Source organism: Mycobacterium colombiense (assembly GCF_003284935.1).
GTDB lineage: Bacteria > Actinomycetota > Actinomycetes > Mycobacteriales > Mycobacteriaceae > Mycobacterium > Mycobacterium arosiense_A.
Genome location: NZ_QMEV01000016.1, coordinates 1 through 15,763 on the forward strand (window position 1 = coordinate 1; position 15,763 = coordinate 15,763).

General features: G+C 66.5%; 17 protein-coding genes. 9 read left to right on the forward strand and 8 right to left on the reverse strand.

Annotated elements, in window-relative coordinates; all coding sequences use genetic code 11:
* Positions 1-66: 66 nt before the first annotated feature.
* The 3 genes from recF to dnaA all read right to left on the reverse strand — a co-directional run bounded on the left by recF (position 67) and on the right by dnaA (position 4,528).
* A complete protein-coding gene (recF, locus tag DQP57_RS10230) occupies positions 67-1,224 on the reverse strand; it encodes a DNA replication/repair protein RecF (protein ID WP_112632863.1) in 1,158 nt (385 codons plus the stop codon).
* The gene (gene dnaN, locus DQP57_RS10235; protein WP_112632864.1) at positions 1,225-2,424 is read right to left on the reverse strand and encodes a DNA polymerase III subunit beta; all 1,200 of its coding nucleotides are present in this window, start codon (positions 2,422-2,424) and stop codon (positions 1,225-1,227) included.
* A 568-nt stretch (positions 2,425-2,992) separates the two neighbouring features.
* Positions 2,993-4,528, reverse strand: coding sequence for a chromosomal replication initiator protein DnaA (gene dnaA, locus DQP57_RS10240; protein ID WP_112632926.1), 1,536 nt, complete (start codon positions 4,526-4,528; stop codon positions 2,993-2,995).
* A 600-nt stretch (positions 4,529-5,128) separates the two neighbouring features.
* Between dnaA and rpmH the strand changes: the two genes are divergently transcribed.
* The 9 genes from rpmH to DQP57_RS10285 all read left to right on the forward strand — a co-directional run bounded on the left by rpmH (position 5,129) and on the right by DQP57_RS10285 (position 11,520).
* On the forward strand, positions 5,129-5,272 hold the full coding sequence (gene rpmH, locus DQP57_RS10245; RefSeq protein ID WP_003874369.1) for a 50S ribosomal protein L34: 144 nt from the start codon (positions 5,129-5,131) through the stop codon (positions 5,270-5,272).
* A 23-nt stretch (positions 5,273-5,295) separates the two neighbouring features.
* Positions 5,296-5,655, forward strand: coding sequence for a ribonuclease P protein component (rnpA, locus tag DQP57_RS10250; RefSeq protein ID WP_112632865.1), 360 nt, complete (start codon positions 5,296-5,298; stop codon positions 5,653-5,655).
* Positions 5,656-5,663: 8 nt separating this feature from the next.
* Positions 5,664-5,999, forward strand: a complete 336-nt coding sequence (yidD, locus tag DQP57_RS10255) for a membrane protein insertion efficiency factor YidD (RefSeq protein ID WP_112632927.1) — start codon at positions 5,664-5,666, stop codon at positions 5,997-5,999.
* Positions 5,983-7,077 carry a membrane protein insertase YidC gene (gene yidC / locus DQP57_RS10260; protein ID WP_112632866.1) on the forward strand — a complete coding sequence of 365 codons (1,095 nt, stop codon included), beginning with the start codon at positions 5,983-5,985 and terminating at the stop codon, positions 7,075-7,077. Before yidD ends, yidC begins: the two co-directional genes overlap by 17 nt.
* An 81-nt stretch (positions 7,078-7,158) precedes the next feature.
* Positions 7,159-7,725, forward strand: coding sequence for a protein jag (locus DQP57_RS10265; protein ID WP_112632867.1), 567 nt, complete (start codon positions 7,159-7,161; stop codon positions 7,723-7,725).
* Positions 7,726-7,799: 74 nt separating this feature from the next.
* Entirely contained in the window at positions 7,800-8,537 is a 738-nt protein-coding gene (gene rsmG, locus DQP57_RS10270) for a 16S rRNA (guanine(527)-N(7))-methyltransferase RsmG (RefSeq protein WP_112632868.1), read from the forward strand.
* Positions 8,534-9,484: a ParA family protein gene (locus tag DQP57_RS10275; protein ID WP_240631727.1), complete on the forward strand. Its 951-nt coding sequence runs from the start codon at positions 8,534-8,536 to the stop codon at positions 9,482-9,484. The genes rsmG and DQP57_RS10275 overlap by 4 nt, the downstream gene beginning before the upstream one ends.
* Before the next feature lie 23 nt (positions 9,485-9,507).
* The gene (locus DQP57_RS10280; RefSeq protein ID WP_112632870.1) at positions 9,508-10,494 is read left to right on the forward strand and encodes a ParB/RepB/Spo0J family partition protein; all 987 of its coding nucleotides are present in this window, start codon (positions 9,508-9,510) and stop codon (positions 10,492-10,494) included.
* A gap of 264 nt (positions 10,495-10,758) precedes the next feature.
* Positions 10,759-11,520, forward strand: coding sequence for an acetyltransferase (locus DQP57_RS10285; protein ID WP_112632871.1), 762 nt, complete (start codon positions 10,759-10,761; stop codon positions 11,518-11,520).
* Between the two features lie 9 nt (positions 11,521-11,529).
* On the opposite strand, the gene DQP57_RS10290 is transcribed toward DQP57_RS10285, so the two are convergent.
* The 5 genes from DQP57_RS10290 to sigM form a co-directional block, all read right to left on the reverse strand.
* Positions 11,530-12,750, reverse strand: a complete 1,221-nt coding sequence (locus tag DQP57_RS10290) for an N-acetylmuramoyl-L-alanine amidase (protein ID WP_112632872.1) — start codon at positions 12,748-12,750, stop codon at positions 11,530-11,532.
* A gap of 132 nt (positions 12,751-12,882) precedes the next feature.
* Complete coding sequence (trxA, locus tag DQP57_RS10295; RefSeq protein WP_067098986.1) at positions 12,883-13,236, reverse strand: thioredoxin; 354 nt, start codon at positions 13,234-13,236, stop codon at positions 12,883-12,885.
* Positions 13,233-14,243, reverse strand: a complete 1,011-nt coding sequence (gene trxB / locus DQP57_RS10300) for a thioredoxin-disulfide reductase (RefSeq protein WP_112632873.1) — start codon at positions 14,241-14,243, stop codon at positions 13,233-13,235. The genes trxA and trxB overlap by 4 nt, the downstream gene beginning before the upstream one ends.
* Positions 14,244-14,335: 92 nt before the next feature.
* On the reverse strand, positions 14,336-15,097 hold the full coding sequence (locus tag DQP57_RS10305) for a hypothetical protein (protein ID WP_112632874.1): 762 nt from the start codon (positions 15,095-15,097) through the stop codon (positions 14,336-14,338).
* A gap of 71 nt (positions 15,098-15,168) precedes the next feature.
* A complete protein-coding gene (gene sigM / locus DQP57_RS10310) occupies positions 15,169-15,756 on the reverse strand; it encodes an RNA polymerase sigma factor SigM (protein ID WP_112632875.1) in 588 nt (195 codons plus the stop codon).
* Between the last annotated feature and the right edge of the window lie 7 nt (positions 15,757-15,763).

The window sequence follows — 15,763 nt, forward strand, 5'->3', positions numbered from 1 at the left end:
GAACCAGGTCGATGCCACTGAGGGCATTCGGCGGCGTGACGGGACGCGCGCCCTCATCCGTGCCGGTCATGAGCGCATCTCCGAGACCCGGCCCGAGTCACTGTCGCGCAAGTCGACGTGCACCTGGCGGGCGTCCCAGCCCGCCGGAATGTCTTCGAGCACCGCCGCGGTGACCAGCACCTGTTCGGCTGATTCGGCGACGGTGGCCAGCGCGCGGCGCCGCGCGGCGTCGAGTTCGGCGAAGACGTCATCGAGCAACAACACGGGTTCGCTTTCTTCCGCGCGGAGTAATTCGTACGCCGCCAACCGCAGCGATAACGCGAAGGACCACGACTCGCCATGGCTGGCAAAGCCTTTCGCGGGCTGATCCCCGAGCCACAACTCCAGATCGTCGCGATGCGGACCGACCAGACACATGCCCCGTTCGAGCTCGGCGTCGCGGCGCGCCGACAGCGCCGCCAGCAAGGCGGCTTCCAGGAACTCCCGGTCGGCGCCCGCAATCTCGGCCGCGGCCTCGGCGCCCAGGCTGGAGCGATAGCCGATGGATGCGGCCCGCGAGCCCGGTGCCAGCAGCTGGTAGGCCTTTTCCACCTCCGGCGTCAACTGGTTCACCAAATCGATACGGGCGCCCATCAATTGGGCACCGTATTCGGCCAGCCTGCTGTCCCACACGTCGAGCGTGTCCAGTGCGCTCTGGTCGCCGCGATAGCGGGCACCGGACAAAGATTTCAACAGCGCGGTGCGCTGGCGCAGGACCTTTTCGTAGTCGGCGCGGACCGCGGCCACCGCGGGTCGGCGCACCGTCGCGAGATCGTCGAGGTAGCGGCGCCGGTCGGACGGGTCGCCCCGCACCAGCGACAGGTCTTCGGGAGCGAACAGCACCGCACGCAGCACGCCGATCACCTCGCGCGTGCTGCGCACCGGGGAGCGATTCAGCCGGGCCTTGTTCGCCCGGCCCGCCGCGATCTCCACGTCGACCGCGCACTCCCTGCCTTCGTTGACCACGATCGTGGACACCACCGCGCGGTCGGCGCCGGCGCGGATCAGCGGCGCATCCGTGCCCACCCGATGTGAGCCCATCGTGCTCGAATACCACAGCGCCTCAAGCAGATTCGTCTTCCCGAACCCGTTGGATCCAATGAAGACCGTCCGACCAGGCTGCAATTCGAGGTCGGCGTGTGCCCAGGACCGGAAATCGCGCAGTCCCAAATGCCGGACGTACACCTAGCCAGGCAACCGGACAGGCATCAACAGGTAGACGTAATCGGTCGGCAGGGCGCTGTAGGGTCCCGCGCCGGTCGGGTGGCTGTCGTCGTTCAATGCCGGTCGCAACAGCGCCGGCTTCCCCGGCGTCGTGAAACCGAAGGACACCCGCTCGGAATGGACCGAGCCCAACCCGTCGGTCAGATACGTCGGGTTGAACGCGATGGTCAACGGCTCGCCGACGAAATCCACGGCCAGGTCCTCTTCGGCCCGGCCGACATCGTCGGCGCCGGCGGACAACCGTAGCGATCCTTCGCTGAATTCCATCCGCACCTGAGCACCCCGGTCGGCCACCAACGCCACCAGCTTGATGGCTTCGGTCAACTCCGCGACGTTGATGGTGGCGACAGCCGTGTGCTCGGCCGGCAGCAGCTGGCGAAACTTCGGGAACTCCGCATCCAGCAGCCGGGTGGTGGAGCGCTTGCCGTTACCGCTGATGCCGAGCAATCCGTCTTTTCCGACACCGGAGCCCGCACCCAATGCCAACCGGACCTCGGAGCCGTCGGCGCCGGTCCGGGCGGCTTCGGCCAGGGTCTTGGCCGGCACCAGGACCGCGGCCTCGATGTCAGGCGAGGCCGCCGACCAGGTCAGCTCGCGAACCGCCAGGCGGAAGCGGTCGGTGGCCGCCAAAACGACCGTGTCACCCGAAATCTCAACCCGGATGCCCGTCAACATCGGCAACGTGTCGTCGCGGCCGGCCGCGATGGCGACCTGGCTGATCGCCTCGGCGAACAGGTCCGCGGGCAGCGTCCCGGTCTCTTCGGGCAGCGCCGGCAGTGTCGGGTAATCCTCGACCGCCATCGTCGGCAGCGAGAACCTGGCGTTTCCGCAGTGCAGTGCCACCCGATTACCGTCGACGTAGAAGTCGATGGGCTTGTTGGGCAGCGCCCGCACAATGTCGGACAACAACCGGCCGGATACCAAAACGCTTCCCGGAGAAGCTATTTCGGCGGCGACCTGCGCCTCGGCGGAAACCTCGTAATCGAATCCGGAGATCGTCAGGCCCTCATCGGTCCCGGAGAGCAGCACGCCGGACAGCACCGGCACCGCGGGTCTGGACGGCAGGTTCTTCGCCACCCACGACACCGCGTCGGCGAAAGACTCCCGCACCAAACGAAATTTCAAGTCGCTGAGGCCAGCCGTTGTCGTCGCCGCGTCCATAGCGTCCCTTCACCTACTCAGCGTTTCGAATCCATTGGCTAGCCTCCCCCCGCTAGCACGGGGCTCCGCCACGAACGCCGATGACATGTGATGAGCCAACGACGACCGCAACGGCAGTCGAAGAACAACCGTAGATCCTTCGACGCCATCTTGAAAGCTAATCGCAAACCCCGACAACCCGAGCTGACCAAGCTCCAGACGACGAGTGTGCACCGGGCGTCCCCAAGCCTGTATTTCAAAGAAGAACCGATGAAGAGATCTCAGTACCAGTATTAAGGCCTGTGCAATCTGGGGACAGCACCGTCTCGGCCCAGCTAGCGCCGCGATCGGGTTGTGCATCGGTCCGTGAACGCCTGTGGGCGACGTGTTGGGCGGGTGGGGACGAACGACGACTGTGCACCCAAGCCGTGTTACTACACCGGCGTTTAATTGCGTTGTTCACAGCCCTACCCACATGTCCGCGCTGTGGCGGATGTGACAGGCGGGTGTGAAGTTTCTCGAAAAAAATCTCAGGCAGGCGCGGAGAAAGCCCGAAATCAGGGCCGGGAGCGCAGGGAGAGAAGAGATTTCAGCGCTTGGAGCGCTGGCGGATGCGAGTGGTGAGCTCCTTGACGTGATCAAAAACCTCACGCCGCTCGGCCATCTCGGACAAGATCTTGCGCTGCGCGTACATGACCGTGGTGTGGTCGCGGCCGAACGCCTGCCCGATCTTGGGCAGTGACAGATCAGTGAGCTCGCGGCACAGATACATGGCGATCTGGCGCGATTGGGCCAGGGCCCGAGTCTTGCCGGGGCCGCGGAGCTCCTCGACGGTGGTGTCGAAGTATTCGGCGGTGGCCGCCATGATGGTGGCCGCGCTGATCTGCATGGTGCTGGCGTCGGCGATCAAATCGCGAAGCACGATCTCGGCCAGCGCCTTGTCGATCGGTGTTTTGTTCAGCGATGCGAATGCGGTGACCCGGATCAGGGCGCCCTCGAGCTCGCGGATGTTGCGCTCGATGCTGCTGGCGATGAGCTCGAGCACGTCGTCGGGCACCGCGAGGCGCTCCATCTGTGCTTTCTTGCGCAGGATGGCGATGCGGGTTTCCAGCTCGGGGGGCTGGACGTCGGTGATCAGGCCCCACTCGAATCGGGTGCGCAGCCGATCTTCCAGGGTGGCCAGCTGTTTGGGCGGGCGGTCCGAGGAGATGACGATCTGTTTGTTGGCGTTGTGCAGCGTGTTGAAGGTGTGGAAGAACTCTTCCTGGATACCTTCCTTGCCCTCGATGAACTGAATGTCATCGACCAGCAGCACGTCGACGTCGCGATAGCTGCGCTTGAACGCGACCTTGCGGTCGTCGCGCAGCGAGTTGATGAAGTCGTTGGTGAATTCCTCGGTGGACACGTACTTGACCCGCATCCCCGGGAACAGTCGCTGCGCGTAGTTGCCGGCGGCGTGCAACAAATGGGTCTTGCCGAGGCCGGACTCGCCCCAGATGAACAACGGGTTGTAGGCCCGGGCGGGCGCCTCGGCGATCGCCAGGGCGGCGGCGTGCGCGAACCGGTTCGAGGCGCCGATGACGAACGTGTCGAAGGTGTAGCGACGGTTGAGGCTCGTTCCGGCGGCGACGGCCGGATCGATCGCGTGTGGCCGCTCGGTGAAGTAGTTCGGCCAGCCCGCCTGGTTGTCGGTGACGGTCTCGCTGTTCTCGAAAGCTTCTTCGGTGTCGACGGCCGCGTCGCCGGCGGGGAAGCCAGGATCGCCTCCCGGGAACGGCTCGGCCGGGGGGATGAGTGCGTCCTCGACGTCGTCGGGCGGGGGAGCGATGCGCACGCCCAGTTGAATCTGCTGCCCGAGCCGGCGGCTGAGCGCATCGGTGATCGGTGCCCGCAGGTGTCGTTCGATCTCGTTCTGCACGAAGCTGCTCGGCACCGACAGCAGAGCAAATCCCTCGACGATGGTCAGCGGGCGCACGAGGTTCAGCCACGCCCGCTGTTGAGGAGTGAGGGGAGTGACCAGAGTCGTGCGGTTGGCCGTCATGCCGTCCGCGGGGGGCTCACCGTTGAGCTCGGAAACGACCGCATTCCACACTGTCGTGAAACTGGAACCGGGGTCATCGGTCAACGACGCATCTCCCTGGTTCTCGAACGTCCCGACCCGAGTCACACACGCTTGGCGACAAAGCAACTGTCCACATAGTTATACACAGGTGTGGACAGGATGATCGTAGGCGAGCCACAACCTACCGGCGACGGCTCGCGATCTCCGCGCTGGAAGAGAACCTCGGAAGGTTGTCTAGGCAGCTAGTCGATCCACCATCCTCGCTTCATTGTCGAGCGCTGCTTGTAAGTCTAAGTCGACTTCGCAGAAGCTAACAGTTTTCCGTTCGGCTGCCAACCGTTCTGCTGCATTCCAATCGGGTCATTTAGGGTACGTGGGGCTTGCTTCGGCTCGTTATGGTAGCCACGTCCGCGACGAGTGTGACCGAAACGGAAAATCTTTCCGGCACGCCACCGCGGCTTCGTTGCGGCAGGCCAGGTTTGACCAGGCGAAGCCTCGTCAGTACCCTCAAACAGTCGCCCGAAAGTCGGCGATACGGCTGCGACCCGAACCACTCGGGGACCGCGCCGGCCAGCAGCACCAAGACCACCTCCGGTCGAACGGCAGACGAGCCCGATGCGAAACGTCTGAGCGGCCGGATGGCAACACAACGAGGAGAACGTCGTGGCCAAGGGCAAGCGGACCTTCCAGCCGAATAACCGGCGCCGAGCCCGCGTGCACGGCTTCCGTCTGCGGATGCGCACTCGTGCCGGACGCGCGATTGTGTCCGGTCGGCGCCGCAAGGGTCGCCGCGCGCTCTCTGCCTGATCGCAACGGCAGGTCTTTCGGCGGTGCTTCCCGCACGCAACCGCATGACGCGGTCAATTGACTTTGACGCGACGGTGAAGCACGGGATCCGGATGGCACAGCCCGATCTCGTCGTGCACTTTCACCGCGGCGAAGACGGCGACGAAACCCGCGCCCCGCGCGTCGGATTGGTGGTCGGCAAGCCCGTCGGGTCCGCCGTCGAACGCCACCGAGTCGCTCGCCGGCTGCGGCACGTCGCCCGAACGCTGTTGGGCGAACTCGGGCAATCCGATCAGCTGGTGATCCGCGCGCTGCCCAGCAGCCGCACCGCCTCCTCGGCCCGACTCGAACAGGAACTGCGCCGCTGCTTGCGCCGCGTGCCGACGGCGGGACGCAAACCGTGACGACATGGATGCGGATGCGCGCACCGCTGCAAAGCGCCGGAAGAGCGACCGCCCGCGGCGTGATTTTCCTAATTCAGCTGTACCGGCACATGGTGTCGCCGCTACGTCCAGCGACGTGTCGCTTCGTCCCGACCTGCAGCCAGTACGCAGTCGATGCGCTCAACGAGTACGGCCTGATTCGGGGGATCTGGTTGGCTGCGGCCAGACTCGCTAAATGCGGACCATGGCATGAAGGCGGCTGGGACCCGATCCCGGACCGCCCCGGATGCCACGTGAATTGCCAAGATGCCAGCGCCGCCCGGGCCGTCCGCGCGCCGCGAGGGGAGAGTGAATCTTTTGTTTGATTTCTTCAGTCTCGACTTCGTCTACTACCCGGTGTCGTGGATCATGTGGGTCTGGTACAAGCTGTTCGCCGCCATGCTGGGGCCGTCGAACTTCTTCGCCTGGGCGCTGTCGGTGATGTTCTTGGTCTTCAGCCTGCGGGCGTTGCTCTACAAGCCCTTCGTCCGGCAGATCCGCACCACTCGCCAGATGCAGGAACTGCAGCCCCAGATCAAGGCGCTGCAGAAGAAGTACGGCAAGGACCGCCAGCGCATGGCGCTTGAGATGCAGAAGCTGCAGCGCGAGCACGGGTTCAACCCAATCTTGGGCTGCCTGCCGATGTTGGCGCAGATCCCGGTGTTCATCGGTCTGTATCACGTGTTGCGCTCGTTCAACCGGACCACCGGCGGGTTCGGCCAGCCCCACCTGTCGGTGGCGCAGAACCGGCTGACGGGAAACTACGTCTTCACCCCGACCGACGTCGGACACTTCCTGGATGCGAACTTGTTCGGCGCCCCGATCGGCGCCTCCATGACGCAGCGCACCGGGTTGGACGCGTTCACCTTCTTCAGCCGTCCGGCCGTGGTGGCGGTGGGCCTGCCGGTGATGATCCTGGCCGGGGTCGCGACGTACTTCAACAGCCGGGCGTCGGTGGCACGGCAGAGCCCGGAAGCGGCGGCCAACCCGCAGACCGCGATGATGAACAAACTCGCGCTCTACGTGTTCCCGCTCGGCGTCGTCGTCGGTGGTCCGTTCCTGCCGCTCGCCATCATCCTGTACTGGTTTGCCAACAACATCTGGACCTTCGGCCAGCAGCACTACGTCTTCGGGATGATCGAGAAAGAGGAAGAAGCCAAGAAGCAGGAAGCCATCCAGCGCCGGGCCGCCAACGCGCCGGCGCCGGGGGCCAAGCCGAAGCGGAATCCCAAGGCGGCATCGCCGGGTGGCAACGGAGCGCCGACGGCCGATGACGAGGTCCCCGCGGCCGGCTCGGCGAATGCGGATTCCGACGCGGCAGATCCTGCAGCGGCCGAGGCTAGCGACGGGCCGATCAACCGCACGCCGCGGCCCGGGGCGCGACCGAAAAAACGCAAACGCTGATTCGGGCGGAATGACTTGCGGGGCCGCCGGGAGAGGGCGACCCGAATTGGGCTGGGGCCCATTGATTGAGGGAGAGAAGACATGACAGACGCCGAGACCACCGAGCGGGACGTCGATACGGAACTCGACGCGCAATCGGCCGCCGAGGATGCCATCGAGTCCGGCTCCGAGGACATCGATGATCTGGAGGAGCGCTTGGTCGCCGAGGGCGAGATAGCCGGCGACTACCTCGAAGAGTTGTTGGACCTGTTGGACTTCGACGGCGACATCGACTTGGACGTCGAGGGCAGCCGCGCCGTCGTCAGCATCGACGGCAGTGACGACCTGAACAAGTTGGTGGGTCGCGGCGGCGAAGTGCTCGACGCCCTACAGGAACTCACCCGGCTCGCGGTGCACCAGAAGACGGGCGTGCGAAGCCGGCTGATGCTCGACATCGCGAGCTGGCGTCGTCGGCGCCGGGAGGAACTCGCCGCGCTGGGGGACAAGGTCGCGCGCCGGGTCCTCGAATCGGGCGAACGCGAAGAGCTTTCGCCGATGACGCCGTTCGAACGCAAGATCGTGCACGACGCCGTCGCGGCCGTCGACGGGGTGCACAGCGAGAGCGAGGGCGTCGAGCCTGCGCGTCGCGTGGTTGTCCTGCACGACTGAGCGCACCGAGTTACAGCCGTGTAGTTCCCGCCCGCCGCGCGTCCGAGGTTGACGGTGCGCGTTCCAACTAGAGGATGTTTCACGTGAAACATGTCGGTTCCCCGGACGCGGCGGGCGCGGCTGGGGAGGGCGCCGACAGCGGCCGGGTGCCGGACGCGGCGGGCGCGGTCTTCGGTGAGCGGCTCGACATCGCCCGACGGTATGCGGAGGCGTTGGCCACCGCAGGTGTCGAGCGCGGGCTGCTGGGGCCACGCGAGGTGGACCGGATCTGGGACCGCCACATACTCAATAGCGCGGCACTGGCGGAGCTCCTCGAACCCGGCGAGCGCATCATCGACATCGGCAGCGGCGCGGGCCTACCCGGGATCCCGCTGGCGATCGCGCGGGCCGATCTTCACGTCGTGCTGCTCGAGCCACTGTTGCGCCGCAGCGAATTTCTCACCGAGGTCGTCGACGAACTAGGGTTAGCCGTCGAGGTGGTCCGTGGCCGTGCGGAGGAGCCCGGAGTGCGCAACCGGTTCGGGGAGAGGGATGCTGCGGTGTCGCGAGCGGTTGCATCGTTGGACAAGCTGACGAAGTGGAGCTTGCCCCTGCTACGGCATGGCGGGCGAATGCTTGCCATCAAGGGGGAGCGAGCCGCCGACGAAGTTGAACAGTACCGGCGTGTGATGGCAGCATCGGGCGCCGCTGATGTCAGGGTGGTGACATGTGGCGCGAACTATTTGCGTCCCCCCGCAACCGTAGTTTCAGCGCGCCGCGGAAAGCCGCCGCACCACAAGCCGGCACGGACCGGGAAGGCCGGAACCCGATGACTTCTCCAGGAGATTGGCCGGTGGCTCAAGCGCGGGAAGACGTTCGCGAGGCGGCCCCGCCGGCAGCCAATGTTTCACGTGAAACAGCCGACGAATTCGACACCCCCATCGGGGCGGCCGCCGAGCGCGCGATGCGGGTGCTGCACACGACGTACCCGCCGCTGCGCCGGCCGTCGCGCCGGCGCGTCTTCACCGTCGCCAACCAAAAGGGCGGGGTCGGTAAGACCACCACCGCGGTCAACCTGGCGGCGGCGCTTGCGCTGCAAGGCCTCAAGACCCTCGTCATCGACCTGGACCCCCAGGGCAACGCGAGCACGGCCCTCGGCATCACCGACCGGCAGTCGGGGACGCCCTCGTCCTATGAGGTCTTGCTCGGCGAGGTCTCGGTGCATGATGCGCTGCGGCAGAGCCCGCACAACGAGCGCCTGTTCTGCATCCCGGCCACGATCGATCTGGCCGGCGCCGAGATCGAATTGGTGAGCATGGTGGCGCGCGAGAACCGGTTGCGCACCGCACTGGCCGATCTCGACAACCTCGACTTCGACTGCGTCTTCATCGACTGCCCGCCGTCGCTCGGGCTGCTGACGATCAACGCGCTCGTCGCCGCGCCCGAAGTCATGATCCCGATCCAATGCGAGTACTACGCGCTCGAGGGTGTGTCGCAGCTGATGCGCAACATCGAGATGGTGAAGGCCCACCTCAATCCCAAGCTCGAGGTGACCACCGTGGTGCTGACGATGTACGACGGACGTACCAAACTCGCGGACCAGGTCGCGGAAGAGGTGCGCCGCTACTTCGGCAGCAAGGTGCTGCGCACGGTGATTCCGCGCAGCGTCAAGGTGTCCGAGGCGCCGGGCTACAGCATGACCATCATCGATTACGACCCCGGTTCCCGCGGGGCGATGAGCTATCTCGATGCGAGCCGCGAACTCGCCGAGCGCGATTGACCACCATCCGCGAAGGGACGACCATGACGCAGCCGTTACGCAAGAAGGGTGGCCTCGGCCGGGGCCTGGCTTCGCTTATTCCGACCGGCCCCGCGGAGGGTGACTCGGGACCGGCGACGCTCGGCCCGCGGATGGGCGACGCCGCCGCCGACGTCCTGATCGGGGGACCGCCGCAGCAGGACGCGTCTCCGATGGGTGCCGTCTATCGCGAGATCGCGCCGGCCGACATCGAGCGCAACCCGCGTCAGCCCCGGCAGGTCTTCGACGAGGAAGCGCTGTCGGAACTGGTGCACTCCATCCGCGAGTTCGGGCTCTTGCAGCCGATCGTGGTGCGGGCGGTCAAGGATTCGGACAGCGGCGCGCGTTATCAGATCGTGATGGGGGAGCGGCGCTGGCGCGCGGCTCAAGAGGCCGGTCTGGCGACCATCCCGGCGATCGTGCGCGAGACCGGCGATGACGATCTGCTGCGCGACGCCCTGTTGGAAAACATCCATCGCGTGCAGCTGAACCCGTTGGAAGAGGCGGCCGCCTACCAACAACTGCTCGACGAATTCGGCGTCACCCACGATGAACTCGCAGCGCGGATCGGCCGGTCGCGGCCGCTGATCACCAACATGATCCGGTTGCTCAAGCTGCCGATCGCGGTGCAGCGGCGGGTCGCCGCCGGAGTGCTGTCCGCCGGGCACGCGCGTGCGCTGTTGTCGCTCGAGGCGGGGGCGGAGGCACAGGAGGAGCTCGCCGCGCGGATCGTCGCCGAAGGACTGTCGGTGCGGGCCACCGAGGAGGCGGTCACGTTGGCCAACCGGAACGGTCCGACGACGCCGACGGCGCCCCGTCGCAAGCCGATCCAGATGCCGGGCCTGCAGGACGTCGCGGATCGGCTCTCGACCGCCTTCGATACCCGGGTGACGGTCAGTTTGGGCAAACGCAAGGGCAAGATCGTCGTCGAGTTCGGCTCGGTGGACGATCTGCAGCGGATTATCGACGTCATGTCCCCGCCCAAGTCATGAACCAGGACACCGTGTAATTACGTCACTGTGACACTGGGGCCGTAGTGCGGGACGTTTGCGTCCCCTCGGCGCCACCCGTCCGACGAAACAGCATGCGCATCAACAACTTTCGATAATCGACGCGTCACGGCCGCCCGAGGCCGGCCTCTGGGCGCGCCAACCCCGATGGCCAGGCCAAAGCTGGCCCGATCACGACCCCCTCTCCTATCCTGGAGGGGTTGCCGGTGCAGATGGCTGCAGTACCGCACAGGAGCCAGGAGGCTAGTGTCCGCTCGAATCACGCCGCTACGGCTCGAGGCATTCGAGCAGCTTCCCAAGCACGCACGCCGGTGCGTCTTCTGGGAGGTCGATCCGGCGACCCTCGGGAATCAGGACCACCTGGCCGACCCCGAGTTCGAAAAAGAAGCGTGGCTGTCGATGGTGATGCTGGAGTGGGGCTCGTGCGGGCAGGTTGCGACCGCGGTCCCGGACGAGCGCAGCCAGTCCGAGCCGCCGTGCCTGGGCTACGTGTTCTACGCCCCGCCGCGGGCGGTGCCGCGGGCGCAGCGCTTCCCGACGGGTCCGGTGTCCGCCGACGCGGTGCTGTTGACGTCGATGGGCATCGAACCAGGACCCGCGGCCGACGATCTACCGAATGCCTTGATCGCGCGGGTGATTGACGAGCTGGTGCGCCGCGGCGTGCGAGCGCTCGAGGCGTTCGGTCGCACCCCGGCGGCGTCGGAACTGCAGGATCCGCGGTTGGTCGGTCCCGACGTGCGGCCGGTGCTGGAAGCCGTCGGCGACTGTTCGGTGGACCACTGCGTCATGGATGCGGAGTTCTTGAAGGACGCGGGTTTCGTTGTGGTCGCGCCACATACGTACTTTCCCCGACTGCGGCTCGAACTCGACAAGGGTCTGGGCTGGAAGGCCGAAGTGGAGGCGGCCCTGGAACGCCTGCTGGAGAGCGCACACCTCGAGCAGCCGGTCGGCGCCGGGTCTACGGCGGGAAATACGTTGAAAACGCTGAAAACCACCGAGGGCGGTTAGGGCGAACGGTTAAGACCCGCCCAGCTGGCTGGTGCGTTCCACCGACAATTCGTGGGCCAGCAACTCGGCGAAAGTGAAAGTGCCAGTGGGCCGGTCGTTCTTGCCCAACAAATACAGTCGCTTGACCGCGGCCAGGATTCCTTCGGCGATGGCATCACGGGTCTGCGTTGAGACCAGCATCGAGCGATCACGCGGGTTGGTGATGTAGCCGACGTCGACCTGCACCGTCGGCATCCGGGTCAGGCGCAGCAGATCCCACGTCCGGCCGTGCGTGCGGCAGTCTCGTAAACCGGTGCGGGCCACCACTTCCCGCTGGATGAAGTCGGCCAGATTACGCCCGATGGTGGACACCGAGCCGTGCGAGTTTCCGAAGTGAAACGACGCCACCCCGTTGGCGGCGGGGCTGATCTGACTCTCGCAGCGCAGGCTGATCATCAGATCGGCGCCGACATTGTTGGCGGTGGCGGCGCGTTCGGCATCCAGCGGACTGCGATTGACCGGTCGCGACAGGAAGGTCTCCATGCCGATCGCGGCCATCCGTCCCTCGAGCCGGCTGGCCAAGTCCCACAACACATCTGCTTCGCTGACCGGTCCGGACGGGCCCTGCATGATGGCGCCGTGGTCCGCTCCGCCGCGGCCCGGATCGATGATGATCCGCTTGCCCGACAGCTTGGGACCCGAGGAGCGAACGAGCTCCTCTTCGCGGAGCGCGTGCGGCGATCCGCCGCTGACCCGTGAACTCAGGAAGTGAAAGGAGCGCAACGTTTCCGGGCCGCAGATCCCGTCGGCGGAAAGCCCGTATTCGCGCTGATACGACATCAACGCGTTGTGGGTCTGCAGCCCGAAGTATCCGTCGACCAGGCCGGTGTAGAAACCCAGATCCTGTAGGCGGGCCTGCAGGGTGGCCACGTCGTCACCGAACAGCGGGGCACCGAACTGGTGGTAGAGCGTGCGGGCGCCCAGCCGGTACGACGCCTCCTTGAGTGCCCGGTAGGTCGCCTCACCGACGATGCCGTCCACCAGCAGGCCGCGGTGTTGCTGGAAAGCGCGCACCGCCTGGTCGAGTTCGGCGTCGAAGACTTCGAGGGCCACCTGCCGGCCGGTGTTGAGATCGTCCTCGGAGCTATCGAGCAGGCCCAGGGAGGCCAGTGTCGCCCGGATCTCGGTCACAGCGGCGCCGTGGTCGCCACAGCGCAGCGCGTCGCCGTATTCGCGGCGCGGACTCGACATACAGGGGGCCCTCCGGGACTAACTGACGAGCTCAAAAATGGGCAACAGCTAACCGTATTGTCGCAGACGCTTCGTCAATTCGGGAAAACCCCAGGCCATGCGCGGGGCGTGGTGCGACGAATCAAATGAAGATCAGCCGAGGTTGGGAACCGCGTCCGAGAGCTCGCGCAGCAATGCCGCCTTGCCCTTGGCGCCGACGATCCGCTTCACCGGCTGCCCGTCTTTGAACAGGATCAGGGTGGGGATGGAGACGACCTGAAAGTTCTGCGCGGTTTCGGGGTTGGCGTCCACGTCGAGCTTGGCGACGGTGAGCTGTTCACCCCGCTCGCTGGCGATCTCTTCGAGGACCGGCGCCACCATCTTGCAGGGGCCGCACCACGTTGCCCAAAAGTCAACCAGCACAGGCTTATTGCTGGATAAGACGTCGGTGGAAAAAGACGCGTCAGAGACTTCTATTGTGGCCCCGGCTTTTTCGGCGTCGGTCATCGCGGTGCTCCAATCAATGTGTCGGTACTGCCAGGAAATTCGGTGGCGTCGCCTTGGGCGGCGGCGCTGTTTTCTTCGTGGTCGGCGAGCCAGCGTTCGGCGTCGATGGCCGCCGAGCAGCCGCTGCCCGCGGCGGTGATGGCTTGACGGTAGGTGCGATCCACCAGGTCCCCGGCGGCGAACACCCCCTCCATCGAGGTACTCGTGGTCCGACCCTGCACCAGCACATAACCGTCGGGATCGGTCTGGACAACATCGCGCACCAACTCCGACCGCGGATCATGCCCGATGGCCACGAACACCCCGCTCACCGGCAACGTCGACACCACACCGCTGCGCGTGTCACGCACCCGCAAACCCGTCACCGTGGACTCACCCTCGACCGCCTCGACCGCCGCATTGGTCACGAAGGCGATCTTGTCGTTGGCCCTGGCCCGCTCCAGCATGATCCGCGAGGCGCGAAACTCCTGGCGCCGATGCACCACCGTCACACTGCGGGCAAACCGGGTCAAAAACGTCGCCTCCTCCATCGCCGAATCCCCACCCCCGATCACCGCAATGTCTTGATCCTTGAAAAAGAACCCATCACACGTCGCACACGAGGACACACCCCGACCCAACAACTCCTGCTCCCCGGGCACCCCCAAATACCGGGCCGCAGCACCCATGGCCAAAATCACCGCCCGCGCCCGCACCGTCTCACCCTCAGCCGTGGTCACCGACTTCACCGGCCCCGCCAACGACACCGACTCGACGTCTTCCATCCGCAGATCCGCCCCAAAACGCAACGCCTGCTCACGCATCTGATCCATCAACTCCGGACCCGTGATCCCATCCCGAAACCCCGGGAAATTCTCCACCTCAGTCGTCGTCATCAACGCCCCACCAAACGACGTCCCCTCAAACACCACCGGCGCCAACTGCGCCCGCGCCGCATACAACGCCGCGGTATACCCAGCAGGACCCGAACCAATAACGACCACGTCATGCACAGTGTCGGCGGTCATGAAAACCTTTCACGCGATGATCTCTAAATCTGAGTAAACGCCAGCGTAGGCACGGCTGTTCCCGGGAGTGTCGCCCCGCCCATGGCACCACATTAGGGGCGGGGGACCTGGGTGTTGGCCAGTAGCCCGGTATCGGCCGCGCTGCAGTTCGGGGAGACCGCGAACACCGCCAGAAGGTGGGGGCTGTCGCCCGGGATCACCAGCACGATGCCGGGGCGCGCGTTGATCTCGACCGGTCGCGCACCCAGGATCTGCGTGGACGCCGGATAGCCGAGGCCGGTGAGGCAAGAGGCGCGCCGCGGCGGATCGCCAAGGGCGCCGTAATCAGGGCTGCGGTCGAGCAGGCCGAGGATCTCGTTCTGTGACAGCGGGATCTGCATCGGCGGCGTCGACAGCGTGATGTGCTGGATGTCGCCGGGGGTGTCCGGGGCGGGTTCGGGTGCGTGGAGGAGCGCGACGGTGCCGAAGCCGATCGCGGCGAGCGCCGCGCACAGCCCGGCGGCCGCGGCGATGGTGCGGGCCGAGCGGGTGTGTGGGCGGGCGGTGTGAGTGGCCGGTCCGGCGGGTCCGGGATCCGCCGAGCGCAGCGCCGCGGAAATCCGGCCGACCACCTCGGGGGGCGCGTCGGGTGCCGAGCCGGGATCGGCGCCGGCGGCGGCGACGTCGCGCCGGACCTGATTCAGGGCGTCCAGCACGCCGGCGGCGCGCGGATCGGCGCGGATTTGCCTGCGGACGCGGGCCGCGTCCGCGTCGTCGAGGATTCCGGCTTGCAGGTCGGCGAGCAGCTCGACGGTCAGCGGTGGGTCTGATCCCGCACTGTGGTGATCCGCCGCGTCGTTGTCCGCCACATCCATCGGACCCAGTGTCCGTCATGCACGCGCCTATGGCCACGCGTGGCCCGGCGGGGCGGCCGCCTACCCGGTGGTCAGCCCTGGCCGGCCGCGGTGTCGGGCAGGGCGTGTGCGCCGGCGTTGAGGTAGCCCAGCAGTTCGGCGAGCCGGACCCGTCCGCGCGCGCAGCGGCTCTTGACCGTGCCTTCGGCGACGCCGAGCAGCCGGGCGGTGTCGGCCACCGAGTAGCCCTGCATGTCGACGGCCACCACCGCTGCCCGCTGCTCGACGGGAAGCCGCATCAACGCGCGCTGCACGGCCATGGTGGTTTCGACCTGGGCCGTGCGATCGGCCACCGGATAGATGTCTTCCAGCGGGACGGTCGGGTGCGCTTTGGTGCGGCGCAGCCGGTCCAGACACGCGTTGACGACGATGCGGTGCAGCCAGCTGCCGACGGCGGCGTCGTGCCGGAACGCGCCCGCGCCGCGGTGCGCCGAGAGCATGGCGTCTTGCAGCGCGTCCTCCGCGTCCTCCGGGGTGCGCGTGGTCAGCCGGGCGAGCCGGTGCAGGTGTCGCTGATGACGTCCGAACAGCTCGCCGAAGGCGTAACGGTCGCCGGCCACATGGGCTGCCAGCAGCTCGGCGTCGCTGCGCTCACGCTTGGCGTTTCTCCCGAAGCCCACGGCCGGA